22 protein-coding genes and 1 other RNA gene are annotated in these 26,219 nt (G+C 71.1%); 7 read left to right on the plus strand and 16 right to left on the minus strand.

Features of this window, described 5'->3' with window-relative positions; translation table 11 throughout:
• Positions 1–115: 115 nt before the first annotated feature.
• The 11 genes from HDC36_RS13770 to HDC36_RS13820 are packed head-to-tail and all read right to left on the minus strand — an operon-like array spanning position 116 to position 12,890.
• A complete protein-coding gene (locus HDC36_RS13770) occupies positions 116–1,075 on the minus strand; it encodes a D-alanine--D-alanine ligase (RefSeq protein ID WP_179568382.1) in 960 nt (319 codons plus the stop codon).
• Positions 1,072–2,508: a UDP-N-acetylmuramate--L-alanine ligase gene (gene murC / locus HDC36_RS13775; RefSeq protein WP_179568384.1), complete on the minus strand. Its 1,437-nt coding sequence runs from the start codon at positions 2,506–2,508 to the stop codon at positions 1,072–1,074. The genes HDC36_RS13770 and murC overlap by 4 nt, the downstream gene beginning before the upstream one ends.
• Entirely contained in the window at positions 2,505–3,776 is a 1,272-nt protein-coding gene (gene murG / locus HDC36_RS13780; RefSeq protein WP_179568386.1) for an undecaprenyldiphospho-muramoylpentapeptide beta-N-acetylglucosaminyltransferase, read from the minus strand. Before murG ends, murC begins: the two co-directional genes overlap by 4 nt.
• The gene (gene ftsW / locus HDC36_RS13785) at positions 3,773–5,095 is read right to left on the minus strand and encodes a putative lipid II flippase FtsW (RefSeq protein WP_179568388.1); all 1,323 of its coding nucleotides are present in this window, start codon (positions 5,093–5,095) and stop codon (positions 3,773–3,775) included. The genes murG and ftsW overlap by 4 nt, the downstream gene beginning before the upstream one ends.
• Positions 5,095–6,180 carry a phospho-N-acetylmuramoyl-pentapeptide-transferase gene (gene mraY, locus HDC36_RS13790; RefSeq protein ID WP_179568390.1) on the minus strand — a complete coding sequence of 362 codons (1,086 nt, stop codon included), beginning with the start codon at positions 6,178–6,180 and terminating at the stop codon, positions 5,095–5,097. The genes ftsW and mraY overlap by 1 nt, the downstream gene beginning before the upstream one ends.
• Positions 6,170–7,735, minus strand: a complete 1,566-nt coding sequence (murF, locus tag HDC36_RS13795; RefSeq protein WP_179568393.1) for a UDP-N-acetylmuramoyl-tripeptide--D-alanyl-D-alanine ligase — start codon at positions 7,733–7,735, stop codon at positions 6,170–6,172. The genes mraY and murF overlap by 11 nt, the downstream gene beginning before the upstream one ends.
• Complete coding sequence (locus HDC36_RS13800) at positions 7,732–9,225, minus strand: UDP-N-acetylmuramoyl-L-alanyl-D-glutamate--2,6-diaminopimelate ligase (RefSeq protein WP_179568395.1); 1,494 nt, start codon at positions 9,223–9,225, stop codon at positions 7,732–7,734. Before HDC36_RS13800 ends, murF begins: the two co-directional genes overlap by 4 nt.
• Positions 9,222–11,087, minus strand: a complete 1,866-nt coding sequence (locus HDC36_RS13805; RefSeq protein WP_179568397.1) for a penicillin-binding transpeptidase domain-containing protein — start codon at positions 11,085–11,087, stop codon at positions 9,222–9,224. The genes HDC36_RS13800 and HDC36_RS13805 overlap by 4 nt, the downstream gene beginning before the upstream one ends.
• Positions 11,084–11,347: a cell division protein FtsL gene (ftsL, locus tag HDC36_RS13810; protein WP_009576670.1), complete on the minus strand. Its 264-nt coding sequence runs from the start codon at positions 11,345–11,347 to the stop codon at positions 11,084–11,086. Before ftsL ends, HDC36_RS13805 begins: the two co-directional genes overlap by 4 nt.
• Positions 11,344–12,393: a 16S rRNA (cytosine(1402)-N(4))-methyltransferase RsmH gene (gene rsmH, locus HDC36_RS13815; RefSeq protein ID WP_179569397.1), complete on the minus strand. Its 1,050-nt coding sequence runs from the start codon at positions 12,391–12,393 to the stop codon at positions 11,344–11,346. The genes ftsL and rsmH overlap by 4 nt, the downstream gene beginning before the upstream one ends.
• 14 nt (positions 12,394–12,407) lie before the next feature.
• On the minus strand, positions 12,408–12,890 hold the full coding sequence (locus HDC36_RS13820) for a division/cell wall cluster transcriptional repressor MraZ (protein ID WP_179568399.1): 483 nt from the start codon (positions 12,888–12,890) through the stop codon (positions 12,408–12,410).
• Between the two features lie 291 nt (positions 12,891–13,181).
• Here HDC36_RS13820 and HDC36_RS13825 point away from each other — a divergent pair, with 291 nt between their 5' ends.
• The 3 genes from HDC36_RS13825 to HDC36_RS13835 all read left to right on the plus strand — a co-directional run bounded on the left by HDC36_RS13825 (position 13,182) and on the right by HDC36_RS13835 (position 14,783).
• The gene (locus HDC36_RS13825; protein ID WP_179568401.1) at positions 13,182–13,970 is read left to right on the plus strand and encodes an NRDE family protein; all 789 of its coding nucleotides are present in this window, start codon (positions 13,182–13,184) and stop codon (positions 13,968–13,970) included.
• An 83-nt stretch (positions 13,971–14,053) separates the two neighbouring features.
• Positions 14,054–14,420, plus strand: an RNA gene (gene rnpB, locus HDC36_RS13830) — RNase P RNA component class A.
• Between the two features lie 192 nt (positions 14,421–14,612).
• Complete coding sequence (locus HDC36_RS13835) at positions 14,613–14,783, plus strand: hypothetical protein (protein ID WP_255432747.1); 171 nt, start codon at positions 14,613–14,615, stop codon at positions 14,781–14,783.
• 78 nt (positions 14,784–14,861) lie between these two features.
• Here HDC36_RS13835 and rsmI read toward each other — a convergent pair whose 3' ends face one another.
• Complete coding sequence (gene rsmI, locus HDC36_RS13840; protein WP_179568403.1) at positions 14,862–15,686, minus strand: 16S rRNA (cytidine(1402)-2'-O)-methyltransferase; 825 nt, start codon at positions 15,684–15,686, stop codon at positions 14,862–14,864.
• Between the two features lie 81 nt (positions 15,687–15,767).
• On the opposite strand from rsmI, the gene HDC36_RS13845 reads away from it, so the two are divergent.
• The 4 genes from HDC36_RS13845 to HDC36_RS13860 are packed head-to-tail and all read left to right on the plus strand — an operon-like array spanning position 15,768 to position 19,782.
• Entirely contained in the window at positions 15,768–17,495 is a 1,728-nt protein-coding gene (locus HDC36_RS13845) for a penicillin-binding protein activator (protein WP_179568405.1), read from the plus strand.
• A complete protein-coding gene (locus HDC36_RS13850) occupies positions 17,485–17,853 on the plus strand; it encodes a YraN family protein (protein ID WP_179568407.1) in 369 nt (122 codons plus the stop codon). Before HDC36_RS13845 ends, HDC36_RS13850 begins: the two co-directional genes overlap by 11 nt.
• A gap of 1 nt (position 17,854) precedes the next feature.
• The gene (locus HDC36_RS13855) at positions 17,855–18,400 is read left to right on the plus strand and encodes a metal-dependent hydrolase (RefSeq protein WP_179568409.1); all 546 of its coding nucleotides are present in this window, start codon (positions 17,855–17,857) and stop codon (positions 18,398–18,400) included.
• Entirely contained in the window at positions 18,397–19,782 is a 1,386-nt protein-coding gene (locus HDC36_RS13860) for an FAD-linked oxidase C-terminal domain-containing protein (RefSeq protein ID WP_179568411.1), read from the plus strand. Before HDC36_RS13855 ends, HDC36_RS13860 begins: the two co-directional genes overlap by 4 nt.
• Before the next feature lie 223 nt (positions 19,783–20,005).
• Here the strand turns inward: HDC36_RS13860 and HDC36_RS13865 are convergent, their stop codons facing one another.
• The 4 genes from HDC36_RS13865 to kdpB are packed head-to-tail and all read right to left on the minus strand — an operon-like array spanning position 20,006 to position 26,217.
• Positions 20,006–20,734, minus strand: a complete 729-nt coding sequence (locus tag HDC36_RS13865; RefSeq protein ID WP_179568413.1) for a response regulator — start codon at positions 20,732–20,734, stop codon at positions 20,006–20,008.
• The gene (locus HDC36_RS13870; protein ID WP_179568415.1) at positions 20,724–23,414 is read right to left on the minus strand and encodes a sensor histidine kinase KdpD; all 2,691 of its coding nucleotides are present in this window, start codon (positions 23,412–23,414) and stop codon (positions 20,724–20,726) included. The genes HDC36_RS13865 and HDC36_RS13870 overlap by 11 nt, the downstream gene beginning before the upstream one ends.
• 59 nt (positions 23,415–23,473) lie before the next feature.
• Entirely contained in the window at positions 23,474–24,115 is a 642-nt protein-coding gene (gene kdpC / locus HDC36_RS13875; protein WP_179568417.1) for a potassium-transporting ATPase subunit KdpC, read from the minus strand.
• Between the two features lie 41 nt (positions 24,116–24,156).
• Entirely contained in the window at positions 24,157–26,217 is a 2,061-nt protein-coding gene (gene kdpB, locus HDC36_RS13880) for a potassium-transporting ATPase subunit KdpB (protein ID WP_179568419.1), read from the minus strand.
• Positions 26,218–26,219 lie beyond the last annotated feature (2 nt).

The raw sequence follows: 26,219 nt of genomic DNA on the forward strand, positions 1-26,219 counted from the left end.
GCCGCGGGATTCGGGATTCGGAATTCGGGATTCGCGCAAGACACGCACGCGAGCGCACCGGCAGCGCGACGCTGCCGCTGTGCGAATCCCCAATCCCGAATCCCGAATCCCGGCTTCACAGCGTCTGCTCCAGCACGCGCCACACCAGCTCTTCGAAGCCGATGCCGGCCTGGCATGCGGCCTTGGGCACCAGCGAGTGGCTAGTCATGCCCGGCGCGGTGTTGGCTTCCAGCAGGGCGAAATCGCCGCTGGCACCGTCGCGCATCACGTCCACGCGGCCCCAGCCGCGGCAGCCGGCGGCGCGGAATGCGGCCAGCGCCAGTTCGCCCAGGGCAAGCTCGTCCTCGCCGTCCAGGCCCGGGCACAGGTACTGGGTGTCCTCGGCCACGTACTTGGCGTGGTAGTCGTACCACTGGCCCTTGGGCACGATGCGGATCGAAGGCAGCGCGGTGTCGCCGAGGATGGCCACGGTCAGTTCGTCGCCGACGATCATCTGCTCCATCAGCAGTTCGCCGTCGTAGCGCGCGGCCAGCGCCACCGCCTCGTCCAGCTGCGCTGGCTCGAACACGCGGGTCACGCCGACGCTGGAGCCTTCGTTGGCCGGCTTGACGATCACCGGCAGCCCCAACTGCGCGGCCGCGGCGCGGATCGCGTCCGCCTGCGCGGTCGCCGCCAGGCGCACGTAGCGCGGCGTCGGCAGACCCAGCGACAGCCACACCTGCTTGGTCCGCACCTTGTCCATGCTCAGCGCCGAGCCGAGCACCGGCGAGCCGGTGTAGGGCACGCCGAACGCGTCCATCAGACCCTGCACGATGCCGTCTTCGCCGCCGCCGTTGTGGCCGTGCAGCACGTTGAACACGCGATCGAAGCGCTTGTCGACCAGCGCCTGCGCCAATGCCGGGATGCCGTCCACCGCCACCGCATCGACGCCGCGCGCGCGCAGCGCCTCGAGCACGTTGCGGCCCGAATCCAGCGACACCTCGCGTTCGCTGGAAGTACCGCCGAGCAGCACCGCGACGCGGCCGAACACGGCCGGGTCGGTGTGGCGCGGCGGCGGGAAGTTCTGCGCGCTCATGACTTGGCTCCGACGACGAACCCGTCCTGCGCGATGTGCTGGGCGACGTAGCCGATGTCGCCGGCGCCCATCATCAGCAGCAGATCGCCGTCCTGCAGCACGTCCGGCAGCACTTCGCTCAGTTCGGCGACCTGCCCGACCACCACCGGCTCGCTGCGCCCGCGCGCACGGATCGCGCGCGCCAGCGAACGCGCGTCGGCGCCGGGAATCGGCACTTCGCCGGCCGGATAGACCTCGCTGAGCACCAGTGCGTCCACTTCCGACAGCACCGCGGCGAACGCGTCGAACTGGTCGCGGGTGCGGCTGTAGCGGTGCGGCTGGAACGCGACCACCAGGCGCTTGTCCGGCCAGCCGCCGCGCGCGGCGGCGAACACCGCCGCCAGTTCGCGCGGATGGTGGCCGTAGTCGTCGACCAGGCGCACGCGTGCGCCGGCGGCGGTGGTCACTTCGCCCAGGTCGTTGAAGCGGCGGCCGATGCCGGCGAAGCTCTGCAGCGCGCTGGCGATCGCCTCAGGCGCCACGCCCAGCTGCCAGCCGATCGCGGCGGCGGCGAGCGCATTGAGCACGTTGTGCCGGCCCGGCAGGGCCAGCGTCACCGGGGTGCTGCTGCCTTCCGGCAGGCGCAGGGTGAAGCGCATGCGCGGACCGTCCTGGACCACGTCCTCGGCGCGCACGTCGGCGTTCTCGCTGAGCCCGTAGCTCATCACGTGGCGCGGGGTCTTGGCGGCCAGCGCGGCCACTTCCGGATCGTCGATGCACAGCACGGCCAGGCCATAGAACGGCAGCCGCTGCAGGAATTCGGCGAACGCGGCCTGGACGCGGGCGAAATCGTTGCCGTAGTTCTCCAGGTGATCGGCGTCGATGTTGGTGATCACCGAGATCAGCGGATTCAGGCGCAGGAAGCTGCCGTCGCTCTCGTCGGCCTCGGCCACCAGCCACTGGCCGCCGCCGAGCTTGGCGTTGGCGCCAGCGGCGAGCAGCTGCCCGCCGATCACGAAGGTCGGGTCCAGCCCGCCTTCGCTGAGCACCGCCGCGGCCAGGCTGGTGGTGGTGGTCTTGCCGTGCGTGCCGGCCACCGCGATGCCGCGGCGGAAGCGCATCAGCTCGGCCAGCATCGCCGCGCGCGGCATGATCGGGATGCGCTGGCTGCGCGCCTCCATCAGCTCCGGGTTGTCGTCGCGGATCGCACTGGACACCACCACGCAGTCGGTGCCGAGCACGTTGGCCGCCGAATGCCCGCGCATCACCCGCGCGCCGAGCGTGACCAGGCGCCGCGTCGCCGCGTTGTCGGCGTTGTCCGAGCCGGACACCTCGTAGCCCAGGGTCAGCATGACCTCGGCGATGCCGCTCATGCCGGTGCCGCCGATGCCGACGAAGTGCACACGCGGAAACGCGCGGACCAGGTCGCCGGTGTCGTGGAGACGGCGGATCACAGGGCACCTCCTGCGGAGGTGCCGGGATTCGGAATTCGGGATTGGGGATTGGTGGCGTCGCCGGTGGCCTGTTGCCGCGGCGCATCGCCATGTACGGATGTCTGCATAGTGTCCTGCTTGTGCTCCTGCTCTTTACGAATCCCCAATCCCGAATCCCGATTCCCAGCCTCTTCCAGAATGATGTCCGCGATCCGCTCGGCCGCATCCGGCTTGGCCAGGCTGCGGGCGGCGTCGGCCATCGACAGGCGGCGTGCGGGGTTGCCGAGCAGGTCGCGCAGCACGCCCTGCAGGTTGGTCGCCAGGGCGTCGTCCTGCTTCAGCAGCACCGCGGCGCCGCGTTCGACCAGGTATTCGGCATTGCGGGTCTGGTGGTCGTCGACGGCGGCGGCGAACGGCACCAGCACGCTGCCGATGCCGACCGCGCACAGTTCGGCCAGGGTCGAGGCGCCGGCGCGGCACACGATCAGGTCGGCCCAGGCATAGGCGGCGGCCATGTCGCCGATGAAGGCTTCGACGCTGGCGGCGACGCCGGCCTCGGCATAGGCCTGGGCGGCTTCGTCGCGCAGTTTTTCGCCGCACTGGTGGCGCACTTCGACCTGCGCACCGAGCGCGGCCAGCGCGCGCGGCAGCGCCTGGTTCAGCGCGCGCGCGCCCTGGCTGCCGCCGAGCACCAGCAGGCGCACCGCGCCGTCGCGCGCGGCGAAGCGCTGCGCCGGCGGCGCCAGCGCGGCGATCTCGGCGCGCACCGGATTGCCCACCGCTTCCTCGCGCGCGGCGAAGCTGCCCGGGAACCCGGTCAGCACGCGCCGCGCGACGCGCGACAGCACCTTGTTGGTCAGGCCCGGCGCGCGGTTCTGTTCGTGCACCAGCAGCGGCAGTTTCAGCAGGCGCGCAGCGATGCCGCCGGGGCCGGCGGCGAAGCCGCCGAAGCTGACCACTGCGCGCGGCATGCGCCGGCGCAACACGAAGCCGGCGGCGCTGATCGCACGCATCACCCGCAGCGGCGCGCCGAACAGCGCCAGCGCGCCCTTGCCGCGCAGGCCGCCGATTTCGATGGTGTCGATCTCGATGCCGTGCTGCGGCACCAGTTGCGTTTCCATGCGCCCGGCCGCGCCCAGCCACACCACCGGCACGCCGCGCGCGCGCAGCACCTTGGCCACCGCCAGCGCCGGGAAGATGTGCCCGCCGGTGCCGCCAGCGAGGATCATCACCGGACGCGACGCAGCGTCGGTCATGGCGGTGCCGGTCATCGGCACGGACACACTCATCCCAGCCTCCCGAAGGTCGGCTCGACCCGCGGCTGCATGCGGCTGGTGCCGCGCGCCGGGGTGCCGGCCTGGATCGCCGCGGCCACCGCGCTGGCGCTGGCCTCGCGTGCGGCCTGCAGGTCCTCGGCGCTGTCCACGGTCTGCCTGACCGGCGGCGCGGCATCGCTGCGCACCTTCGCCACCTGGCGTTCGGCGCGATCGAGTTCGTAGGACACGCGCAGCAGCAGGCCCATCGCCACGCAGGTCATCAGCACGCTGGAACCGCCGGCGGAGATCAGCGGCAGGGTCAGGCCCTTGGTCGGCAGGATGCCCAGGTTGACGCCGACCGAGACGAAGCTCTGCAGGCTGATCCACAGGCCGATGCCGAAGGCGATGTAGCCGGAGAAGTGGCGCTTCATTTCCACGCAGCGCATGCCCAGCCAGAACGCGCGCCCGACCAGCAGCGCGTACAGCGCGATGATCAGGCACACGCCGGTGAAGCCCAGCTCCTCGGCGATCACCGAGAAGATGAAATCGGTATGCGCCTCGGGCAGGTAGTTGAGCTTCTGCACCGAACCGCCCAGGCCGACCCCGAACAGTTCGCCGCGGCCCACCGCCATCAGCGCATTGGACAGCTGGTAGCCGGAGCCGAGCTGGTCGGCCCACGGGTCCAGGAACGAGGTGATGCGGCGCAGGCGATACGGTTCCAGGATCGCGATGAAGGCGAACACCGGCAGCCCGATCACGATCGGCATCGACATGCGCGGTAGGTTGACCCCGCCCAGCACCAGCATGCCGGCGGTGATCGCCAGCAGCAGCGTGGAGGAACCGAAGTCCGGCTGCAGCAGCAGCAGGCCGACCAGCGCCACCGCCACGCCCAGCGGCTTGAGCATCGCCGGCCAGGTGGCGTTGACCTCGTCGCGGAAGCGCACCAGGTAGCTGGACAGCCACACGATGTACAGCACCTTCACCGCTTCCACGGTCTGGAAGCGGGAGATGCCCAGGTTGATCCAGCGCCGCGCGCCGTTGACGGTGCTGCCCAGCCCCGGCACGAACACCACCAGCAGCAGGCCGAAACAGGCCAGCAGCAGCAGCTGGTTGTACTGCTCGATGTTCTTCAGCTCGGTGCGCATCGCCCAGATCGCCAGGCCGATGCCGCCGGCCAGGAACAGCAGGTGCCGGGTCAAGTAGTAGAACGGGCTGACGGTCAGCTCGATCGAGCTGGAGCCGACCATCACCACGCCCAGCGACGCCAGCGCCACCACGGCGCCGAGCAGCCACGGGTCGTAGCGGCCGCCGATGGCCTCGAGTCGGGTTGCCTGGCGCGCGGCGTCGTTCATCAGCGCACCTTCAACGTGGCCAGGCCGACCAGCACCAGCACCACCGAGATGATCCAGAAGCGCACGATCACCCGCGGCTCGGGCCAGCCCTTCAGTTCGAAGTGGTGGTGGATCGGCGCCATGCGGAACACGCGCTTGCCGGTGAGCTTGAACGAGGCGACCTGGATCATCACCGACAGCGTCTCGACCACGAACACGCCGCCCATGATCACCAGCACCAGTTCCTGGCGCACGATCACCGCGATGGTGCCGAGCACCGCGCCCAGCGCCAGCGCGCCGATGTCGCCCATGAACACCATCGCCGGGTAGGTGTTGAACCACAGGAAGCCCAGGCCCGCGCCGGCGATCGCCGCGCAGATGATGATCAGCTCGCCGGCGCCGGGGATCGAGGGAATCTTCAGATAGGCGGAGAACACCGCGTTGCCCGAGGCGTAGGCGAACACGCCCAGCGCACAGGCCACCAGCACGGTCGGCATGATCGCCAGCCCGTCCAGGCCGTCGGTCAGGTTGACCGCGTTGGAGAAGCCGACGATCCAGAAGTAGGCGATGGCGACGAAGCTGATCCCGGCCAGCGGCAGCGCGATCGACTTGAACATCGGGATGTAGAAAGTGATCGCGGCCGGCACGTCGGCGCTGTAGTACAGGAACAGGCCCGCGGCCAGGCCGAAGATCGACTGCAGCAGGTACTTCCAGCGCGACTTCAGCCCGTTCGGGTCGCGGCGCACGATCTTGATCCAGTCGTCGTACCAACCGATCACGCCGAACGCCAGCATCACCGCCAGCACCAGCCACACGTAGCGGTTGCGCAGGTCGCCCCACAGCAGCACCGACAGCAGCACGGTCAGCAGGATCATCGAGCCGCCCATGGTTGGCGTGCCGGCCTTGGAGAAATGGCTCTGTGGGCCGTCCTGGCGGATCGGCTGGCCGCCCTTGAACTGCGCCAGCTTGCGGATCACCGCCGGGCCCAGCCACAGCGACAGGAACAGCGAGGTCAGCGCCGCGAGGATGCCGCGGAAGGTGAGGTAGCCGAACAGCCCGAACAGGCTCTCCAGCTGCTGCAGCCAGCGGGACAGTTCAAGCAGCATGCGGCGCCTCCTCTCCCTGCGCCAGCAGCGCGCTCACGATCTTGTCCATGGCGCTGCCGCGCGAACCTTTGATCAGGAGGGTGGGAGGAGCCGGGAATCGGGAATCGGGAATCGGGAGTCGGGGGGGCAAAACGTCGTCTGCCACCGCGCCGGTGTTCTCATCCATCAGCTCTGTTTCCTGCTCTTGATCTTGCTCTTCACGAATCCCCAATCCCGCTCGCTGTTCGACAGCCGCAGGCTGGCCATCCCTACTCCCGGCCGCACGCAGATCCGCGCGCAGCGCGGCGATCAGCGCCGCATGGCTGTCGAACACGCGTCCGTTCTCGCCGAAGGCCTGCGCGGCGACGGCGCTGAGCGGGCCCAGCGCGTACAGCCGGGTCAGGCCGGCGTCGCGGGCGCGACGGCCGCCGCTGGCGTGCAGTGCTTCGGCACCGTCGCCGAGTTCGCGCATGTCGCCCAGCACCAGCCAGCGCTCGCCGCCGGCGGCGGCCAGCGCGTCGATCGCCGCGGCCAGCGAACCGGGGTTGGCGTTGTAGCTGTCGTCGATCAGCACCGCGCCGCCGGGCAGCGTATGCGCGATCTGCCGGCCCGGCACCGGCTGCACCTGCGCCAGGCCCGCGGCGATCAGCGCCGGCGCGATGTCCAGCGCCAGCGCCAGCGAGGCGGCGGCCAGTGCGTTCATCAGGTTGTGCCGGCCCGGCAATGGCAGCGTCGTTTCGATCTCGCCCTGCGGGGTGACCAGCACGAACTGCGAGCGGTCCGGGCGCATGCGCAGCTGCGTGGCGGTGACCTCGGCGCTGGCCTGCAGGCCGAAGCGCAGCACGCGCGGGGCCAGCGGTGCCGGCAGGCGCTGTTCGAACCACAGCCCGAACGCGTCGTCGGCATTGATCACCGCGGTGCCGTCGGCGGTCAGCGCGGCATAGATCGCGCCCTTGGTCGCGGCGACGCCGAGCAGGCTGCCCATCCGCTCCAGATGCGCCGGGGCGATGTTGTTCACCAGCGCCGCGTGCGGGGCCACGATGTCGGTCAGGTAGGCGATGTCGCCCGGCTTGCCCGCGCCCATCTCGTAGATCGCGTAGTCGGCCGCGTCCGGCGCTTCGATCACCGCCAGCGGCAGGCCGATCTCGTTGTTGCGGTTACCGGGATTGGCGTAGACGCTGCCGCCCTGGACCCGGCAGGCATGCTGCAGGATCGCCAGCAGCAGCGCCTTGACGCTGGTCTTGCCGTTGCTGCCGGTGATCGCGGCCACCCGCGTGGCGCGGCCGCGCTGCATGCCGGCGGCGATCCGCGCCAGCGCCAACTGGGTGTCGGCGACCAGGATCTGCGGCAGTTCGCTGTGCGGCTGCAACAGTTCCACCAGCAATGCGCTGGCGCCGCGCGCGGCGGCATCGGCGACGAAGTCGTGGCCGTCGAAACGCTCGCCGCGCAGCGCCACGTACAGGCTGCCCGGCGCCAGCGTGCGGGTGTCGTGGGCGATCGCGTCGATCGCCACGTCGTCGCCGTGCAGCTCGGCGCCGGCCCAGTGCGCGATCATCGACAGCGGCAGACGCTTCATCGGGCGTGCTCCACTGGCATTGCGGCGCGTGCCTGCAGCGCCTGCGCTGCGATCTCGGTGTCGTCGAACGGATGCTGGATGCCGGCGATCTCCTGGTACGGCTCGTGGCCCTTGCCGGCGATCAGCACGATGTCGTCGGGGCCGGCTTCGGCCACGGCCAGGGCGATGGCCTGCGCGCGGTCGCGCTGCACGCGCACCGCCTGCAGGTCGGTGAACCCGGCCAGGATGTCGGCGACGATGCGATCGCCATCCTCGCCACGCGGATTGTCGTCGGTGACGATCACCGCATCGGCCAGGCGCTGCGCGATCGCCGCCATCTGCGGGCGCTTGCCGGTGTCGCGCTCGCCGCCGCAACCGAACACGCACAGCAGGCGGCCGTGGGCGTGGCCACGCAGGCTGTCCAGCGCCTGCTCCAGCGCGTCCGGGGTGTGCGCGTAGTCGATCACCAGCAAAGGCTGCGCGTCGCTGCCGCCGAGGCGGTTCATGCGCCCGCGGATCGGCTGCAGCTGCGACAGCGTCGCGGCGATGCGCGCCGGCGCCACGTCCAGCGCGTGCAGCGCGCCGGCCACCGCCAGCAGGTTGTCCACGTTGAAGCGGCCGAGCAGCGGCGACTGCAGCGGATGCCGCGCGTCGCCGATCAGCAGGTCGAAACCGATGCCGCGCGCGTCCAGGCGCAGCGCCTCGGCGCGCAGCGTGGCGTCGGCCTGGCCGCGCGAGCTGACGCCGATGCGGCGCAGCGCCGGGTCCAGCGTCGCCAGCAGCTCGCGGCCGAACGCGTCGTCGAGATTGACCACCGCCGCCTTCAGCCCCGGCGTGGCGAACAGGCGCGCCTTGGCTGCGCCATAGCCGGCCATGTCGCCGTGGTAGTCCAGATGGTCGCGGGTGAGATTGGTGAACACCGCCACGTCGAAGTGCACCGCATCGACGCGGCCCTGGTCCAGCGCGTGCGAACTCACTTCCATCGCCACCGCCTGCGCGCCGGCGTCGCGCAGCTGCGCCAGCAGGGCGTGCGTCTGCAGCACCAGCGGCGTGGTGAAACCGGTCGGCACCACGTCGCCGTACAGGCCGACGCCGAGCGTGCCGATGCTGCCGCTGCGCGTGCCCAGGCACTGCCAGGCCTGCGCCAGCAACTGCACGGTGGAAGTCTTGCCGTTGGTGCCGGTGACCCCGACCATGGTCATCGTCTGCGACGGATGGCCGTGGAACTGGTCGGCCATCGTGCCCATGCGCGCGCGCAGACCCGGCACCGCGATCGCGTCGGCCGGCGCCGGCAATTCGGCCGGGGCCGGCGGTTCGAACAGGATCGCCGCGGCGCCCTTGGCCTGCGCCTGCGCGACGAAGCCCAGCCCGTGCGCGCCGAACCCGGCGATCGCCACGAACGCATCGCCGGCGCGCACCGCGCGGCTGTCCATGACCAGCCCGGACACCTGCACGTCGCGCGCCAGCGCCACGTCCGGCAGCAGCTGCGACAGCGGCAGCGCGCGGCTCACTGGCGGGTCTCCTGCAACGGCACCGGCTGCGCGGCCGGCGGCGGCGTGACGGCACGGGCGATGGGCAGCGCCGCTTCCACTTCGGCGGCGGCATCGGGCACCACGGCCGGATCCGGCTCCACCGGCGCCGGCGGCGGCGCATGGCCACTCTTGCCGGCGGCCTGCGCCGCCAGCCACGCCTGGATGTCGTCCGGCGGCACGTCCATCAGCCGCAGCGCGCCTTCCATCACGTTGTGGAACACCGGCGCCGAAACCAGGCCGCCGTAGTACTTGGCGCCCTGCGGATCGTTGATCACGATGACCGTGGCGAAGCGCGGATTGGTCGCCGGCACCAGGCCGGCGAACAGCGCGTTGTAGTGGCCGCGGATATAGCCGCCGGGACCGTTCAGGCGCGCGGTGCCGGTCTTGCCGGCGACGTGGTAGCCGAGGATCGCCGCGCCCTTGGCGCCGCCCTGGGTCACCACGGTTTCCATCATCGACACCACTTCCTTGGCGATCGCCGGGCTCAGCACTTCCTTGGTGTCCTCGTGCTGGCCCTTGACGAAGGTCGGCGTGACCAGCTTGCCGCCGTTGCCCAGCGCGCAGTACGCGCGTGCGATCTGCAGCGGCGTCACCGACAGGCCGTAGCCGTAGGACATGGTGGTCTTGGACGACCCGCTCCAGCGTGCCGGCGAGGGCAGCACGCCGGCCGATTCGCCGGGGAAGCCGCTGTGCGGGGCGCTGCCGTAGCCGTAGCTGTGGATCTGGTCGTAGAAGGTCTGGTCCGGCAGCTTGGCCGCGATCTTGGCCGCGCCGATGTTGGAGCTGCGGGTGATCACGCCGGTCACGGTCAGCACGCCGTTGTTGCGCGGCACGTCCTTGATGGTGAAGCGGCCGATCGCCATGTAGCCCGGGTTGGTGTCGATCAGCGTGTCCTTGGTCACCACCCCGGCCTTGAGCGCGGTGGAGATGGTCAACGGCTTCATCGTCGAACCCGGCTCGACCAGGTCGGTGACCGCGCGGTTGCGGCGCGCATCGGAATTGACCCCGGTGACCGAGTTCGGGTTGTAGGTCGGCAGGTTGACCATGGCCATGATCTCGCCGGTGGCCACGTCCATCACCACGATCGAACCGCCGGCGGCGTTGTTTTCCACCAGCGCGTTGCGCAGTTCCTTGTAGGCCAGGAACTGGATGCGGCGATCGATGCTGAGGGTCAGGTCCTTGCCCGGCTCGGCCGGTTTGACCAGGTCGATGCTTTCCACGATCGCGCCCTTGCGGTCGCGGATCACGCGCTTGGAGCCGGGCTTGCCGCGCAGCCATTCGTCGAACGCCAGCTCCAGCCCTTCCTGGCCGCGGTCGTCGATGTTGGTGAAGCCGAGCACGTGCGCCATCGCTTCGCCCTGCGGGTAGAAGCGGCGGAACTCGCGCTGCGAGAACACGCCCGGGATGCCCAGCGCGACCACCGCATGCGCCTTGTCCGGATTGATCCGGCGCTTGAGGTACATGAACTCCTTGTCCGACTTCTGCGACAGCTTGGCGGTCAGCTCGTCGCTGGGCAGTTCCAGCGCCTGCGCCAGCTGCGGGATGCGGTCGGGATTGCGCAGCAGCTCCTGCGGATTGACCCAGATCGACTCCACCGGCGTGGACACCGCCAGCGGCTCGCCGTTGCGGTCGGTGATCATGCCGCGCGAGGTCGCGATCGGCAGCTCGCGCAGGTAGCGCGCCTCGCCCTGGCGCTGGTAGAAGTCGCTGTTGATGATCTGCACGTAGGCGGCGCGACCGATCAGGGTGACCGAGCACAGGCTCAGCGCCGCACCGACCAGCACCAGCCGGCCACGGAGATTGAAGTTGCTGCGCGGGCGGTTGCGGCCGGTCTTGCTCATGGCCGCACCACCACGATGTCGCCGGTTTCCGGAAACTTCATGCCCAGCCGCTCGCGCGCGACCTGGTCGACGCGGTTGCTTTCGGCCCAGGTCGCCTGCTCCAGCTGCAGCCGGCCGAACTCGATGTTCAGCTCGTCGCGGTTGTGCTCCAGCCGCGACAGCTCGACGAACAGCTGGCGATGGCGATGGCGCATGTACACCACCCCGATCGCCGAGGCGATGGTGCAGGCGAGCAGGACGATGAGCAGGAGCCGGCTCATTGGGCGTCTCCTGGCGGAGACGCCGGGATTGGGGATTCGGAATTGGGGATTGGAGAAGAGCGCTCGCCCAATCCCGAATCCCCAATCCCCAATCCCAGCTTCTCGGCCACCCGAAGCACCGCGCTGCGCGCGCGCGGATTGAGCGCCAGCTCGGCGCCGTCGGCCTTGATCGCGCCGCCGTGCAGTTGCAGCGTCGGCACGAACGGCTGCGCCTCGGGCAGGCGGCGGTTGCTCGGCGGGGCCTTGGCGTGGCGGTTCATGAACTGCTTGACGATGCGGTCTTCCAGCGAGTGGAAGCTGATCACCGCCAGGCGCCCGCCCGGCTTGAGCTTGGCCAGCGCCGCGTCCAGCCCGGCTTCGAGGTCGGCCAGTTCGCGGTTGATGTGGATGCGGATCGCCTGGAAGCTGCGCGTGGCCGGATGGGTCTTGCTGTCGCCGCGCGGCATCACGCTGGCGATCAGGTCGGCCAGCTGCGCGGTGCGGGTCAACGGCTGCTCGGCGCGGCGCGCCACGATCGCGCGGGCGATGCGCCGGCTCTGGCGTTCGTCGCCATAGGTCCACAGCACGTCGGCGATGTCGCGCTCGCTGGCGTGAGCCAGCCACTGCGCGGCGCTCTCGCCGGCGTCCGGATCCATGCGCATGTCCAGCGGGCCGTCCTTGCCGAACGAGAAGCCGCGCTCGGCCACGTCCAGCTGCGGCGAGGACACGCCCAGGTCGAACAGCACGCCGTCCAGATCGGCGGCGGCGTCCCACTGCGCCAGTTCGGCGAAGCTGCCGCGGCGGATGCGCACGCGCGCGTCGCCACCGAACGCATGTTCGGCTTCGGCGATCGCCTCGGGATCCTTGTCCATCAACAGCAGCCGGCCTCCTGGGCCGAGTTTGTGCAGCACCCCGCGCGCGTGTCCGCCACGCCCGAACGTGCCATCCAGATAGATTCCGTCTTCGATCACCTGCAGCCCGTCCATGACCTGCGCGAACAACACCGGCACATGCGCCGCCGGCGGTTGCGACACCGGAAGGTGACCGGCCTGCGCCTGTCCGCGCATCCGGACACCCCGGCTCACAACTTCAGATCGAGCAATCCATCGCCCAGATCCTCGTCAGACAATGTCTGCTGGATCAGTGCGCGATGAGCCTGCTCGCTCCATAGTTCGAACTTGTCGCCCATGCCCAACAGCACGGCGCGCTTTTCGATGCCCACCGCGGCGCGGTGGCTCGGCGGGATGGTGATGCGGCTGTTGGCGTCCAGCTCCAGCGCGGCCGAGGAACCGACCAGCTTCTGCTGCAGGACCCGCACCACGCGCTGGGTGTTGGGCTTGGCCATGACGTCGTCACGGACCCGCTCCCATTCCTTTTCCGCGTACAGCCACAGGCATCCGGCCTCGAACGGGTTGTAGGTCAGCACCAGCCGATTGCCGCTCGCACGCACGACGAGGTCGCGGTACGCGGTGGGAACCGCCATACGCCCCTTGTCGTCCACTGTGATTGCGGTCTCGCCCTGAAACACGACGCCTACACCTTTCAAATCCGCCTGGACGGTCATTGAACCACGAAAAACCACAAAAAACCCGGTTTTCCCTCGAGTGCCCACCTTAGCAGCGCGCGAAAGGTTGTCAACAACTTTGCGAGCGATAAATCGCTAGCCACATCAATGGCTTGCGCCATTCTTTAGAGACTTGTTCAAAGCTTATCCACAAGTTGCTGTTTCGTCTCATATTTTGAGATTGAGCGGAAATTCAGCCCTGTGCACAAGGCGTTAAGACAGCGGCCAGCTGCCGCGGCCACGACCGACCGGCTCGCCTGCCGCTGCGCAAAACCGCACAATCGGCGGCCTATGTGCCTGGTCGCCCTCGCCCTCGAATCGCACCCGCGCTGGCGCCTGCTGCTGGTCGGCAACCGCGACGAATTCCACGCCCGCCCGACCGCGCCGCTGCAGCGCTGGGCGGCGCCGGCGCAGCGCGTGCTGGCCGGGCGCGACCTGCGTTCCGGCGGCAGTTGGGTGGGCCTGGACGACGCCGGCCGCTGCACCGTGGTCACCAACGTGCGCGACCCGCTGGCGTCGATGTCCGGCGCCTCGCGCGGCGCCCTGGTCGCCGACTACCTGGCCGGCGCCGCGCCGGCGGCCGCCTTCGCCGACGCACTGGCGCTTCGCGCCGACACCTACCCGCCGTTCAACCTGCTGCTGGCCGACGCCGAAGGCGCGCACTACCTGGGCAACCACCCGCCTGCCCGGCAGCGCCTGGCGCCCGGCATCCACGGCATGTCCAATGGCGCGCTGGACGCGCCATGGCCGAAGACGGTGCGCCTGTGCGAGGTCCTGGCGGGGTGGATCGCCGCCGGCGACGAGGACCTGTCCCCGCTATGGCGCGCGCTGGCCGACGAGACCATCGCCGCCGACGCGCAGTTGCCCGACACCGGCGTGGGCCTGGAACTGGAGCGGCGCCTGTCGCCGGCCTTCATCCGCGGCCACGACTACGGCACCCGCGCCAGCACCATCGTTGCGGTGGACGGCGACGGATACGGCTGGATCCACGAGCGCCGCTTCGGCGCCGATGGGGTGTTCCTGGGGGAGACGCGGCTGCAGGGGCTCGGGACCGGGGACTCGGGACTCGGGACCCGGTAAGAGTTGCGTTGCGGCCATTCGCTGTTCCGGACATCCGATTCCGCGCGGCGCAGTGGCGCCGCACATGCGACAATGCCCACGGCGGAGTCGGCCAGACAGTCGCGTCATCCCGGTGCATTTCGGTGCAGTGGGGTGCCGAGGAAAGTCCGGGCTCCATAGGGCAAGGTGCCAGGTAACGCCTGGGCGGCGCGAGCCGACGGATCAGTGCAACAGAAAGATACCGCCTAAGTCTGCGCAAGCAGACCGGTAAGGGTGAAATGGTGCGGTAAGAGCGCACCGCGAGTCCGGTAACGGACCGGTACGGCAAACCCCACCTGGAGCAAGACCAAATAGGGACCTCATGGCGCTGCCCGCGTCGGGTCCGGGTAGGTTGCTCGAGCGCCGCGGTGACGCGGCGCCTAGAAGAATGACTGTCCACGACAGAACCCGGCTTATCGGCCGGCTCCGCCACTTTCTCAAAAAATCTCCAGACTCCGGGCCAGACTCCCGGGTTCGGAGGCTTTAGCCTCTGTGACGCCTCTTTCAGACTGACGCAAACGCCCAAGGCATCTCATTGATGACCTGGCGCTCGCCAGCGACAACCTGCCGGCACTCGCCATCGAGCAGGCCGGCGACTACTCGCACCAGCAGATCATCGCCTGGATGCATCGCCACGACCTGACGCTGGATTCGGCCGCCGCGGCATTGGGTCTGAGCCGGCGCATGCTGGCCTACTACCGCAGCGGCGAGAAACCCGTCCCCAGGAGCATCGGGTTGGCGATGCTGGGATGGGAAGCCGAACAGGCAGGGTTCCGATTCCCGGCAGTGGCCTGACAGCGCATTCGCCTGGGAACGGCAGGTTTGCGATTGCCTGTTGCAGGCCAGTCGGCACCGGCTCGGTTTACAGCCGCCTCATCCCCCATACAACGCCTTGCGCGGCGCCCCGGTGATCTCCGCGGCCAGCTTGGCGGCGGTGGACGGCGGCAGGTGCGCGCTCAGCGTGGCATAGACGCGGCGGCCCTCGGCCAGTTGCGCGTCGGCATCGTCGCCGGCGCCCTGCACGATCAGCACGAACTCGCCCTTGCGCTGGTTGTCGTCGGCTTCCACCTGCGCCTGCAGCTCGGCCAGGCTGCCGTCGAGCACGGTCTCGAACAGCTTGGTCAGCTCGCGCGCCAGCACCGCCGGCCGCGCGTCGCCGAACGCGGCGCGGCAGTCGGCCAGGGATTCGACGATGCGGTGCGCCGATTCGTAGAACACCAGGGTGCGCGGCTCGCCGGCCAGGCGCGCCAGGCGCTCGCGGCGGCCGGAGGCCTTGGCCGGCAGGAAGCCCTCGAAGCTGAAACGGTCGCTGGGCAGGCCGGCCACGCTGAGCGCGGCGATCGCCGCGCAGGCGCCGGGCACCGGGCTGACCCGCACCCCGGCCTCGCGCGCCGCGCGCACCAGCCGGTAGCCGGGATCGCTGACCAGCGGGGTGCCGGCATCGCTGACCAGGGCCAGCGACTCGCCGCCGAGCAGGCGCGCGACGATGCGCTGCGCCAGCGCGTCCTCGTTGTGCTCGTGCAGCGCGACCAGCGGCTTGTCGATGCCGAAATGCGCCAGCAGCTGGCCGCTGCGGCGGGTGTCCTCGGCGCAGATCGCGGCGACCGCGCGCAGCACCTCCTGCGCGCGCGGCGTCAGGTCGGCGAGATTGCCGATCGGCGTGGCGACGACATGCAGGGTTCCGGGCTGGGCGCTCATCTACGGCTTTCCATGGTCAAGGGTAGAATCGTAGCGGTTTTCCCCGGCGCGCCTCGGCGTGCCCTGCCGAATGGACCAGAAATGAACAAGCGATTCGCAAGGATTTCCGCCCTGTCGCTGCTGGCGCTGCTGTTCGCCGGCTGCGCCACCACCAGCGTGACGCAGAGCGCGTCCTCGCCGGCCCAATCCGCGGCGCTGGCGCTGCTCGACCAGGGCAAGCCGCGGGAAGCGGCGCAGCAGCTCGAGGCGCAGGCCGCCACGGCCACCGGCAGCGAGCGCAACCAGCTGCTGGCCGATGCCGCCTTCGCCTGGTACGAGGGCGGCGACGTCGCCCGCGCGCGCAGCCTGGCCGCGCAAGTGCAGCCGCGCCAGCTGTCGGGCCTGAGCAAGGTGCGGCTCGCCCTGGTCAACGCCGAGCTGGCCCTGGTCGACCGCCAGCCGGCGCAGGCGCTGCAGGCGCTGGGCAGCGATCCGCAGGCGGTGCCGCAGAACCTGCGCGCGCGCTGGCACCTGGCCCGCGCGCAGGCGCTGGAAGGCACCGGCGACGCCACCGCGGCGCTGGACGAACGCGCCCGCGCCGATATCGGCCTGACCGGCCAGGCGCGCAGCGACAACCAGCGCGCCATCGTGCGCCAGCTGGCGGCGTTGAACGACGCCACGCTGCAGGCGCGCGCCGCCGCGGTGCCGGCCGGCGATCCGCTGTACAACTTCGCCGGACGCGCGCTGATCAGCCGCGGCCTGGCGTTGCCGCGGCCGTTCGACCGCGGCGAGCAGTGGGGCTTCGACACCAGCAAGCGGCCGCCGGCCGAGCGCGACGGCTACCGCCCGCCGGCCAAGCTGGCGGTGCTGCTGCCGCTGAGCGGCACCCTGGCCACCGCGGCCGCGCCGGTGCGCGACGGCCTGCTCGCCGGCTACTACGGCGAGACCCGGCGCCGTCCGGAGATCAACTTCATCGACACCACCGGCACCCCCGCCGGCGCGCTGGCCGCCTACCAGAAGGCGATCGACGGCGGCGCCGACTTCGTGGTCGGCCCACTCGGCCGCGACGAGGTCACGGCGCTGTTCGCGCGCGACGCGCTGCCGGTGCCGCTGCTGGCGCTGAACCGCGGCACCGGCGCCCCGCCCGCCGGCAGCGCCGGCTTCTCGCTGGCGCCGGAAGACGACGGCATCGCCGCCGCCGAATACCTGCTGGCGCACGAGCGCCGCAACGCGCTGGTGATCGGCAGCAACGACGACAACGGCCGCCGCGCGGTGGCCGCGTTCCGCGAGCGCTTCAGCGAGCGCGGCGGCAAGGTCGCGGCCAGCGTCAGCGTGGCCGAGGTGCCGGGCGATGTCGGCGCGCAGCTGCGCAACGCCGGCGCCGCCGACGCGGTGTTCCTGGCGGTGAAGGGCAGCACCGCGCGCGCGTTGGCGCCGCAGCTGGCGCTGGCCGGTTTCGCCGGCAAGAGCCGGGTGGCGACCTCGCAGCTGGTGCTCGGCACCGGCAAGCCGGAGGACGACCTGGTGCTGGACGGCATCGCCTACCCGAGCGAACTGTGGAGCGTGCGCGGCGTCGGCGGCCTGCCGGCGGCGACCAGCGTGGCCGAGACGCTGCCGACCGCGCGCGGCCCGGCCGCGCGCCTGTTCGCGTTCGGCTACGACGCCTGGCAGATCAGCGCCTACCTGGAGAAGCTCGCCACCGGCGCCGAGGCCAATCTGCGCGGCGCCACCGGCGTGCTGCACCTGGACGGCTTCGGCAACATCCTGCGCACCCCGGCCTGGTCCACCTTCAGCGGCGGGCGCGCGACGCCGCTGCCCGATGGGCGTTGACCGCCGGCAACGCGGCAACGATGTGGAAGCGGCGGCGCGCGCCGAACTGGAGCGCGCCGGGCTGCAACTGATCGCCGCCAACGTGCGCTATCGCGGCGGCGAACTGGATCTGGTGATGCAGCAGGCGCAGTGCCTGGTGTTCGTCGAGGTGCGCTACCGGCGCAACGACGCGTTCGGCGGCGGCGCCGCCTCGGTCGACCTGCGCAAGCGCCGCCGGCTGGTCTTGGCGGCGCAATTGTTCCTGGCCGCGCATCCGCACTACGCGGACTGGCCGTGCCGCTTCGACGTGGTCGAGGCCGAAGGCGAACCGCCGCGGCTGACCTGGCTGCGCGACGCGTTTCGCGCCGACGACTGCTGACATGCCGAGCATCTTCACCCACGCCGCGATCCCGTTGGCGCTGTGGGCCGCCGCCGATCGCGGACGCATTTCCGCGCGCCTGCTCAGCGCGGGCATCGTCGCATCGATGCTGCCCGATCTGGACGTGGTCGCGTTCGCGCTGCACATTCCCTATGCCGATGCGTTCGGCCATCGCGGCGCCAGCCATTCGCTGCTGTTCGCCGCGGTGCTGGGCGTGCTCGGCGCGCTACTGCACCGGCCGCTGCGCGCCGGCGCGCTGCAGGCGGCGACCTGGATGTGCGTCTGTACCGTCTCGAACCCGCTGCTCGATGCGCTGACCTCCGGCGGCCTCGGCGTCGCGCTGGCCTGGCCATGGAGCGAGCAGCGCTGGTTCGCGCCGTGGCGGCCGATCCGCGTCTCGCCGTTCGCCAACGGCTTCTTCGGCGCGCGCGGCATGGCCACCCTGTTGTCCGAATTGCGCTGGGTGTGGCTGCCGCTGGCAGTGACGGTCGGCACCTGGAAACTGCTGCAGCCGCCTCCCTCTTCCGCTTCGCGATCCCAGCCATGACCACGCCGCTGCCTGCCGCCCTGACCGACACCCTCGCCGCACTGCTCGGTGCCGACGGCTGGCGCACCGACGACGCCAGCCGCCGCAGCTACGGCGAGGACGATTCGCGGCGCTGGGCGCTGGCCGACGCGGTGGCGCTGCCGCAGACCCGCGACCAGGTGCAGGCGATCGTGCGCGCCTGCCGCGCACACCGCGTGCCGATCGTCGCGCGCGGCGCCGGCACCGGCACCGCCGGCGCCGCGGTGCCGTTCGGCGGCGGCGTGGTGCTGTCATTCGCGCGCATGAACCGCATCGTGCAGCTGCGCCCGCAGGACCGCTGCGCGGTGGTCGAGCCGGGCGTGCTCAACGGCGACCTGCAGCAGGCGCTGGCGCCGCACGGCCTGTTCTGGCCGCCGGACCCGTCCAGCGCCGAGATCTGCAGCGTCGGCGGCAACCTGTCGACCAACGCCGGCGGCCCGCGTGCGGTGAAGTACGGCGCCACCCGCGACAACGTGCTCGGCATGGTCGCGGTGACCGGCGCCGGCGAACTGATCCGTTGCGGCGGCGCCTACACCAAGGACGCCACCGGCTACGACCTGACCCACCTGCTGGTCGGCAGCGAAGGCACCCTGGCGCTGATCGTGGAGGCCACGCTGAAACTGTCGCCGCGGCCGCTGGCGCAGGCCGGGCTGCGCGCGTTCTACCGCGATGCCGGCAGCGCCGCGGCGGCGGTGTCGCGGCTGATGGCGCAGCCGACCACGCCGGCGATGCTGGAATTCATGGACCGCAGCGCGATCGCGCTGCTGCGCCGCAACGGCAGCGACGTACCCGAGGCCGGCGCGATGCTGCTGATCGAGGCCGACGGCGACCACGACACCCTGCCCTACGCGCTGCAGGCGCTGGGCACCGCCGCCGAAGGCGACGGCCTGCTGTCGCTGGACGTGGCCACCGACGGCGCCGCGCGCGACCGACTGTGGGCGGCGCGCCGCGCGCTGTCGCCGGCGCTGCGCACGATCAAGCCGGGCAAGATCAACGAAGACGTGGTGGTGCCGGTGTCGCGCATTCCCGAGCTGGTCGCAGGAGTCGAGGCACTGGCGGCGGAATTCGAGCTGCCGATCGTCGCCTTCGGCCACGCCGGCAACGGCAACCTGCACGTCAACATCATGTACGCGCCCGACGACGCCAGCGAAACCGCGCGTGCGCATGCCGCGCTGCCGCGCCTGTTCGCGCTGGTGCTGGCGCTGGAAGGCACGCTGTCGGGCGAGCACGGCATCGGCGTGGCCAAGCGCGACTACATGGCGCAGGCCTTCGACGCGGCCACGCTGGACGCGATGCGCGCGGTGAAGCGCGCGCTGGACCCGGACGGCATCCTCAATCCGGGCAAGGTGTTGCCGGACAGATAGCGGGACTCGGAACTCGGAACTCGGGACTCGGGACTCGCAAGAATCGGCCCGATACCGCGCGCAGGCGACCGGCGACCGCTTTTTGTAGGAGCGGCTTCAGCCGCGACGAACGAAGTGGAAAAAGCTGACGGCTTCGGAATCTGTCGGGGCTGAAGCCCCTCCTACAGTGCACCGGGCCGGGTTATCGACCGTCTTGCAGAACCGGCTCGATTAACCGCGCGGCTCAGCCGCTGCGTTCGCTCACGCCGATGAAACGCAGGCCCACGCCCGGCTCGGTGGCGATGTAGCGCGGCGCCACCGCGCTGTCGCCGAGTTTCTGCCGCAGTTTGCCGACCAGGATGCGCAGGTAGTGGGTGTCTTCCTGGTGGGTCGGCCCCCACACTTCGCGCAGCAGTTGCGGCTGGGTGAGCACGCGCCCGCTGTGCCGCAGCAACAGCGCGAGCAGCGCGTATTCCTTGCGGCTCAGCGGCAGCGGCTCGCCGTCCAGGCGCACCTCGCGCAGGCCCAGGTGGATGTGCAGGTGGCCGTCGTCGAACACCGGCTCGGCCTCGCCGGCGGCCGGCTGCATGCGCAGCAGCACGCGGATGCGCGCCATCAGTTCCTGCACGCCGAACGGCTTGGTCACGTAGTCGTTGGCGCCGGCGTCCAGCGCCTGCACTTTCTCCGCTTCGCCGGCGCGCACGGTGAGCATGATCACCGGCACCGCGGACCACTGCCGCAGTTCGCGCAGCACGCTGTGCCCGTCCTGGTCGGGCAGGCCCACGTCGAGCACCACCAGTTCGGCGCCGTGCGCGGCCAGCTGCGCCAGGCCGTCGCCGCCGGTGGCCGCCTGCAGCACGCGGTAGCCCTGCGCGCGCAGGCTGATGTCCAGGAAACGCCGGATCTGCGGCTCGTCGTCGATGACCAGCACGCGCGGCGGCGGAATCGGATCGGCGTGGGACTCAGTCGGCATCGGGGCGGGGCGGAGGGGCGGCGGGTTCGATCAACGGCAGAGTAATGCGGATCGTGGTGCCGCAGCCATCGGCGCCGGGCAGCGCCTCGACGCTGCCGCCGTGCGCGCCGATCATGCCCTGGCAGATGGTCAGGCCCAGGCCGGTGCCGTGGCGGCCGCGGTCGCCGCGTTCGACGCTGTAGAACATGTCGAAGATGCGCGCGCGCTCGTCCTCGGGAATGCCCGGGCCGCGGTCGCCGATGTCGATGCGCAGGCGCCCGTCGACCATCGCCGCGGCGACGCGGATCGCCTCGCCCTCCGGCGAAAATTTCGCCGCGTTCTCCAGCACGTTGAAGATCGCCTGTTCGACCAGCGCCGGATGCACCCACAGCGTCGGCAGCTCGGCGGCCAGGGCGATGTCCAGCCGCACCTGCGGCTGGTAGCGCTGCAGCCGCCGCGCGGCCGAGCCGATCAGTTCGTCCACGTCGATCCAGTCGCGGTTCAAGGTCAGCCCGGTGTGGCCGAGCCGGGTCATGTCGAGCAGGTTCTGGATGTAGCGGTCCAGGCGCTCGCCTTCCAGCTGGATCGTCTCCAGCAGGCTGCGGCGGTCGTCGGCGTCCATCGCCTGGCCGTAGCTGGACAGGCTGCTGGCCGCGCCGATCATCGCCGCCAGCGGCGAGCGCAGGTCGTGCGACACCGACGACAGCAGCGCCGAGCGCAGGCGCTCGGTCTCGCCGCTGACCCGCGCGCTTTCCAGGTCGGCGACCAGCCGCGTGCGCAGCGCGGCCTGGCCGATGTCCTCGACCATGGCTTCGGCCAGGCGCTGCTGCTCCAGCCCGGGACGCTGCACACCGGCGGCGAATTTCAGCCCGACCACGCCGATCGCGCCGCGCTCGTGGCGCACCGGCAGGAACCACCAGCTCGCGCCGGCCAGGGTGTCGGTGAAGCGGCCGGTGGCCTGGCCGTGGCGCTGCGCCCAGTCGGCGGCGCTGCGATCCACCGCCGCCATCGATGCCGCGTAGTCGTGCGCGCCGTCCTGCGCGGCGGCGTGCGCCGCCTCCAGCGGCTGCAGCCGCACCCAGGCCTCGGCCTCGAGCGTGGCGGCCAGCGCGCGGCGCCCGGCCTCCAGCACCTGGCCCAGGTCGGCGGCGCTGGTGAGTTCGCGGCCCAGCCGCTGCAGTGCGGTGGTCTGCGCGTTGGCCGCGCGCAGCGCCAGCACCTGCATGCGCAGCCGCGACGCCAGGCGCCCGGCGACCAGCGCCGCGACCAGGAACAGCAGCACCGTGACCACGCCCTGGCGCGCGCCGATGTGCAGCGTGTAGCGCGGTTCGATGAAGAAGAAGTTGTAGGCGAAGAAGCTCAGCAGCGCCGACAGCACCGCCGCGGCCATGCGCGTCTTCGCCGCGACCATCACCACCGCGACGATGAACACCATCGACAGGTCGTCGATGCCGACCCAGCGCTCGGCGATCCAGCCCACCGCCACCGCCAGCAGCGAGGCGACGGTGGCGAACACCAGGTCGTCGCGCGACAGCCAGTGGCCGGGACTGCGCCAACGCCGCCGCGCACGCGCGCGCGCCTCCGGCGAACTGATGATGACCAGCTCGTAGTGCGCGCCGCGCTGCAACAGTTGCTGGGTCAGCGTGCGGTTGATCATCCGCGCCAGCGGCCGTTCGCGGGTGCGGCCGAGCAGCAGCGTGGACACGCCGTTGTGCGCGGCGTGGTCGAGCAGCGCATCGGCCACGCTGGCGCCGTGCAGCAGCGCGGCGTCGCCGCCGAGCCGCCGCGCCAGGGCGAAGGCGCGATCGACCTCCAGCTGCCAGGCTTCCTCCGGCTGCGCCTGGGTCTGCACGGTGACCACGCTCCACGGCGCGCCGCGGCGCTCGGCCAGGCGCCGCGCCACCCGCACCAGGTAGTCGGACTGGCCGCGCCCGTCGATCGCCACCAGCACCCGCCGCCGCAGCGCCACGCCGGTGCGGCCCTGTGCGGCCTGCACGTCGCGCAGGTCGTTGTCGACGCGGTCGGCCGCGGTCTGCATCGCCAGTTCGCGCAGCGCGGCCAGGTTCGACGGCGAGAAGAACGCCTGCAGCGCCTGTCCCGCCTGCTCGGGCAGATACACCTTGCCCTGTTGCAGGCGTTCGATCAGTTCGCGCGGCGGCAGGTCGACCAGCACGATGTCGCGCAGTCGGTCGAAGATCGCATCGGGCACGGTCTCGCCGACGCGGATGCCGGTGATGCGGTGGACCACATCGTTGAGGCTTTCCAGGTGCTGGATGTTGACCGTGCTGTAGACGTCGATGCCGGCGTCGAGCAGTTCCTGCACGTCCTGCCAGCGCCGCTCGTGGCGGCTGCCGGGCGCGTTGCGGTGCGCCAGCTCGTCGACCAGCACCAGCGGCGGGTGCCGTGCCAGCAGCGCGTCCAGGTCCATTTCCTCGAGCGTGCGGCCGCGATATTCCACGCGCCGCCGCGGCTGCACGGCCAGCCCGTCGAGCAGCGCCGCGGTCTCGGCGCGGCCGTGGGTCTCGACCACCCCGACCACCACCTCGCTGCCCTGCTGCTGCAGCTGGCGCGCGCGCGACAGCATCGCGTAGGTCTTGCCCACGCCCGGCGCCGCACCCAGGAACACGGTCAGCCGCCCGCCGCGCTCGCGCTGGAGCGCGCCGATCAAGGCGTCGGCCTGTTGGGTACGGGGATCGGACATTTGAAGGCTGGGAATGGGGAATGGGGAATCGCAAAGCCTACAGGGTCGGGACCCAGGCTTTACCGCTTTTGCTCATCCCCATTCCCGATTCTCTTTTCCCCATTCCCGGCTTCCCCGGCATCCAACGCCAGATTCAGCTCCAGCACATTCACCCGCGGTTGGCCGAGCACGCCGAACTGGCGCGGCTGCGCCTGCGCGGCGACCAGCGCGGCGACGGTCGCCACCGGCAATTCGCGCGCCTTGGCCACGCGCGCGACCTGCTGCTGCGCCGCGGCCACGCTGATGTCCGGGTCCATGCCGCTGCCGGACTGGGTGAGCAGATCGTCCGCCACCTGCGCCGCGGCGACGCCGTCGCGCGCGGCCACGCTGGCGCGCGCGTCGGCGATGCGCTGCTGCAGCTCCGGATTGCTGCGCGCCTGGTTGCTGCCGGCCGCGGCCATCGGGTCGAACTTGGCCGCCGACGGACGCGGCTGGAAATAGCCGGGCGCGGCGAACGGCTGCGCGACCAGCGCCGAGCCGAGCACGCGGCCATCGCGTTGCAGCAGGCTGCCGTTGGCCTGCGCCGGGAACAGCGCGCCGGCGAGCAGGGTGGACAGCAGCGAGTACAGCGCGGCGGCGCCCAGCACCAGCAGCGGCAGCAGCAGCGCCGCGCGCCAGCGCAGCGGTTCGCGGTAGGAAGAGGAAACCGGGGAAACGTTCATCGCAGGTGGCCCGAAAAGGAAGCGGAAGATCGGCGCGGGGCTCAGCCCAGCGCCACCAGCAGCAGGTCGATGAGCTTGATCCCGACGAACGGCAGCAGCACGCCGCCGACGCCGTAGATCAGCATGTTCCGGCGCAGCAGCGAGGTCGCCGTGGCCGGGGTGAAGCGCACGCCGCGCAACGCCAGCGGGATCAGCGCCGGAATCACCAGCGCGTTGAAGATCAACGCGGCCAGCACCGCATGCACAGGGCTGGACAGGCGCATCACGTTCAGCGCCGCCATCTGCGGGATCGAGGCGGCGAACAGCGCCGGCAGGATCGCGAAGTATTTGGACACGTCGTTGGCCAGCGAGAAGGTGGTCAGCGCGCCGCGGGTGATCAGCTGCTGCTTGCCCACTTCCACCACCGCCAGCAGCTTGGCCGGATCCGAATCCAGGTCGACCATGTTGCCGGCTTCCTTGGCCGCCTGCGTGCCCGAGTTCATCGCCAGGCCGACGTCGGCCTGCGCGAGTGCCGGCGCATCGTTGGTGCCGTCGCCGACCATCGCCACCAGCCGGCCGCCGGCCTGCTCGGCGCGGATGCGCGCGAGCTTGTCTTCCGGCGTGGCCTCGGCGATGTAGTCGTCGACGCCGGCCTCGGCGGCGATCGCCGCGGCGGTGAGCGGGTTGTCGCCGGTGATCATCACCGTCTTCACCCCCATCGCGCGCAGCCGTGCGAACTTCTCGCGCACGCCATGCTTGACCACGTCCGACAGCTCGACCACGCCGAGCACGTGCCGGCCCTCGGCCACCACCAGCGGGGTGGCGCCGCTGCGCGCGACCTGCTCCACGCGGCCCTTCAGTTCCGCCGGCACCAGCCCGCCCAGCGCGGTGACGTGGCGGATCACCGCATCGGCCGCGCCCTTGCGGATCGAACGCGGCGGCTGTTGCCCCTGCGCGGCCAGATCGACGCCGGACATGCGCGTCTGCGCGGTGAAGGCGACGAAGCTGGCGCCGTCCGGATCGGCCGGCGGCATGCCCTGCTCGCGGGCCAGGCGCACGATCGACTTGCCTTCCGGGGTCGGGTCGGCCAGCGAGGACAGCATCGCCGCCTCGCGCAGTTGCACCGCATCGACGCCGCTGAGCGCATGGAACGCGGTGGCCTGGCGGTCGCCGTAGGTGATGGTGCCGGTCTTGTCCAGCAGCAGCACATCGACGTCGCCGGCCACTTCCACCGCCTTGCCCGACTTGGCCAGCACGTTCGCCGACAGCGCGCGGTTCATGCCGGCGATGCCGATCGCCGGCAGCAGCCCGCCGATGGTGGTCGGGATCAGGCACACCAGCAGCGCGATCAGCAGCAGCGGATCGATGCGCACGCCGACGTAGCCGGCGATGACCGGCAAGGTCGCGACCACGATCAGGAAGGTCAGGGTCATCGCCGCCAGCAGCATGGTCAGTGCGATCTCGTTCGGGGTCTTCTGCCGGTTGGCGCCTTCGACCAGCGCGATCATGCGGTCCAGGAAGCTGTGACCGGGTTCGGCGGTGACCTTCACCACGATCTCGTCGGACAGCACCTTGGTGCCGCCGATCACGCCGGAACGGTCGGTGCCGGCCTCGCGCAGCACCGGTGCCGATTCGCCGGTGACCGCCGCTTCGTTGATCGTGGCCACGCCGTGCACGATCTCGCCGTCGGCCGGGATCAGTTCGCCGGCGGAGATCACTACCAGGTCGCCTGGCTTCAGTTCGGCGGCAGGAATGCTGGTTTCGCCGTCCAGTTGCGCGCTGCTCACCCGGCGCGCCACCAGGTCCTTGCGTGCGCGCCGCAGCGAGGCGGCCTGGCCGCGGCCGCGCGCCTCGGCCACCGCTTCGGCGAAATTGCCGAACAGCACGGTGATCAGCAGGATCGCGGTCACCGCCCAGCCGAACGCGGGCGCGCCCTGCCCGGCCACGGTGATCAGGGCCGACAGCAAGGTGCCGGCGAACACCACCGCCATCACCGGACTGCCGAGCAGATGGCGTGGCGAGAGTTTCAGAACGCTGGCGCGCAGCGCCGCACGCAGTGCGGGGCCGTCGAGCAGACCGGGCTTGTGGACGGAGGAAGAAGCTTGCGGAAGCGGGGTGCTCATGG

It is taken from the genome of Xanthomonas sp. JAI131 (genome assembly GCF_013410075.1).
GTDB classification, from domain to species: domain Bacteria; phylum Pseudomonadota; class Gammaproteobacteria; order Xanthomonadales; family Xanthomonadaceae; genus Xanthomonas_A; species Xanthomonas_A bonasiae.

Bases quoted from the DNA above. Each gene is read 5' to 3' on its own strand.
- HDC36_RS13770 (WP_179568382.1), bottom strand. From the start codon at position 1,075: ATGAGCGCGCAGAACTTCCCGCCGCCGCGCCACACCGACCCGGCCGTG.
- murG (WP_179568386.1), bottom strand. From the start codon at position 3,776: ATGAGTGTGTCCGTGCCGATGACCGGCACCGCCATGACCGACGCTGCG.
- ftsW (WP_179568388.1), bottom strand. From the start codon at position 5,095: ATGAACGACGCCGCGCGCCAGGCAACCCGACTCGAGGCCATCGGCGGC.
- mraY (WP_179568390.1), bottom strand. From the start codon at position 6,180: ATGCTGCTTGAACTGTCCCGCTGGCTGCAGCAGCTGGAGAGCCTGTTC.
- murF (WP_179568393.1), bottom strand. From the start codon at position 7,735: ATGAAGCGTCTGCCGCTGTCGATGATCGCGCACTGGGCCGGCGCCGAG.
- HDC36_RS13805 (WP_179568397.1), bottom strand. From the start codon at position 11,087: ATGAGCAAGACCGGCCGCAACCGCCCGCGCAGCAACTTCAATCTCCGT.
- ftsL (WP_009576670.1), bottom strand. From the start codon at position 11,347: ATGAGCCGGCTCCTGCTCATCGTCCTGCTCGCCTGCACCATCGCCTCG.
- rsmH (WP_179569397.1), bottom strand. From the start codon at position 12,393: ATGCGCGGACAGGCGCAGGCCGGTCACCTTCCGGTGTCGCAACCGCCG.
- HDC36_RS13820 (WP_179568399.1), bottom strand. From the start codon at position 12,890: ATGACCGTCCAGGCGGATTTGAAAGGTGTAGGCGTCGTGTTTCAGGGC.
- HDC36_RS13825 (WP_179568401.1), top strand. From the start codon at position 13,182: ATGTGCCTGGTCGCCCTCGCCCTCGAATCGCACCCGCGCTGGCGCCTG.
- HDC36_RS13835 (WP_255432747.1), top strand. From the start codon at position 14,613: ATGCATCGCCACGACCTGACGCTGGATTCGGCCGCCGCGGCATTGGGT.
- rsmI (WP_179568403.1), bottom strand. From the start codon at position 15,686: ATGAGCGCCCAGCCCGGAACCCTGCATGTCGTCGCCACGCCGATCGGC.
- HDC36_RS13845 (WP_179568405.1), top strand. From the start codon at position 15,768: ATGAACAAGCGATTCGCAAGGATTTCCGCCCTGTCGCTGCTGGCGCTG.
- HDC36_RS13850 (WP_179568407.1), top strand. From the start codon at position 17,485: ATGGGCGTTGACCGCCGGCAACGCGGCAACGATGTGGAAGCGGCGGCG.
- HDC36_RS13855 (WP_179568409.1), top strand. From the start codon at position 17,855: ATGCCGAGCATCTTCACCCACGCCGCGATCCCGTTGGCGCTGTGGGCC.
- HDC36_RS13860 (WP_179568411.1), top strand. From the start codon at position 18,397: ATGACCACGCCGCTGCCTGCCGCCCTGACCGACACCCTCGCCGCACTG.
- HDC36_RS13865 (WP_179568413.1), bottom strand. From the start codon at position 20,734: ATGCCGACTGAGTCCCACGCCGATCCGATTCCGCCGCCGCGCGTGCTG.
- HDC36_RS13870 (WP_179568415.1), bottom strand. From the start codon at position 23,414: ATGTCCGATCCCCGTACCCAACAGGCCGACGCCTTGATCGGCGCGCTC.
- kdpC (WP_179568417.1), bottom strand. From the start codon at position 24,115: ATGAACGTTTCCCCGGTTTCCTCTTCCTACCGCGAACCGCTGCGCTGG.
- kdpB (WP_179568419.1), bottom strand. From the start codon at position 26,217: ATGAGCACCCCGCTTCCGCAAGCTTCTTCCTCCGTCCACAAGCCCGGT.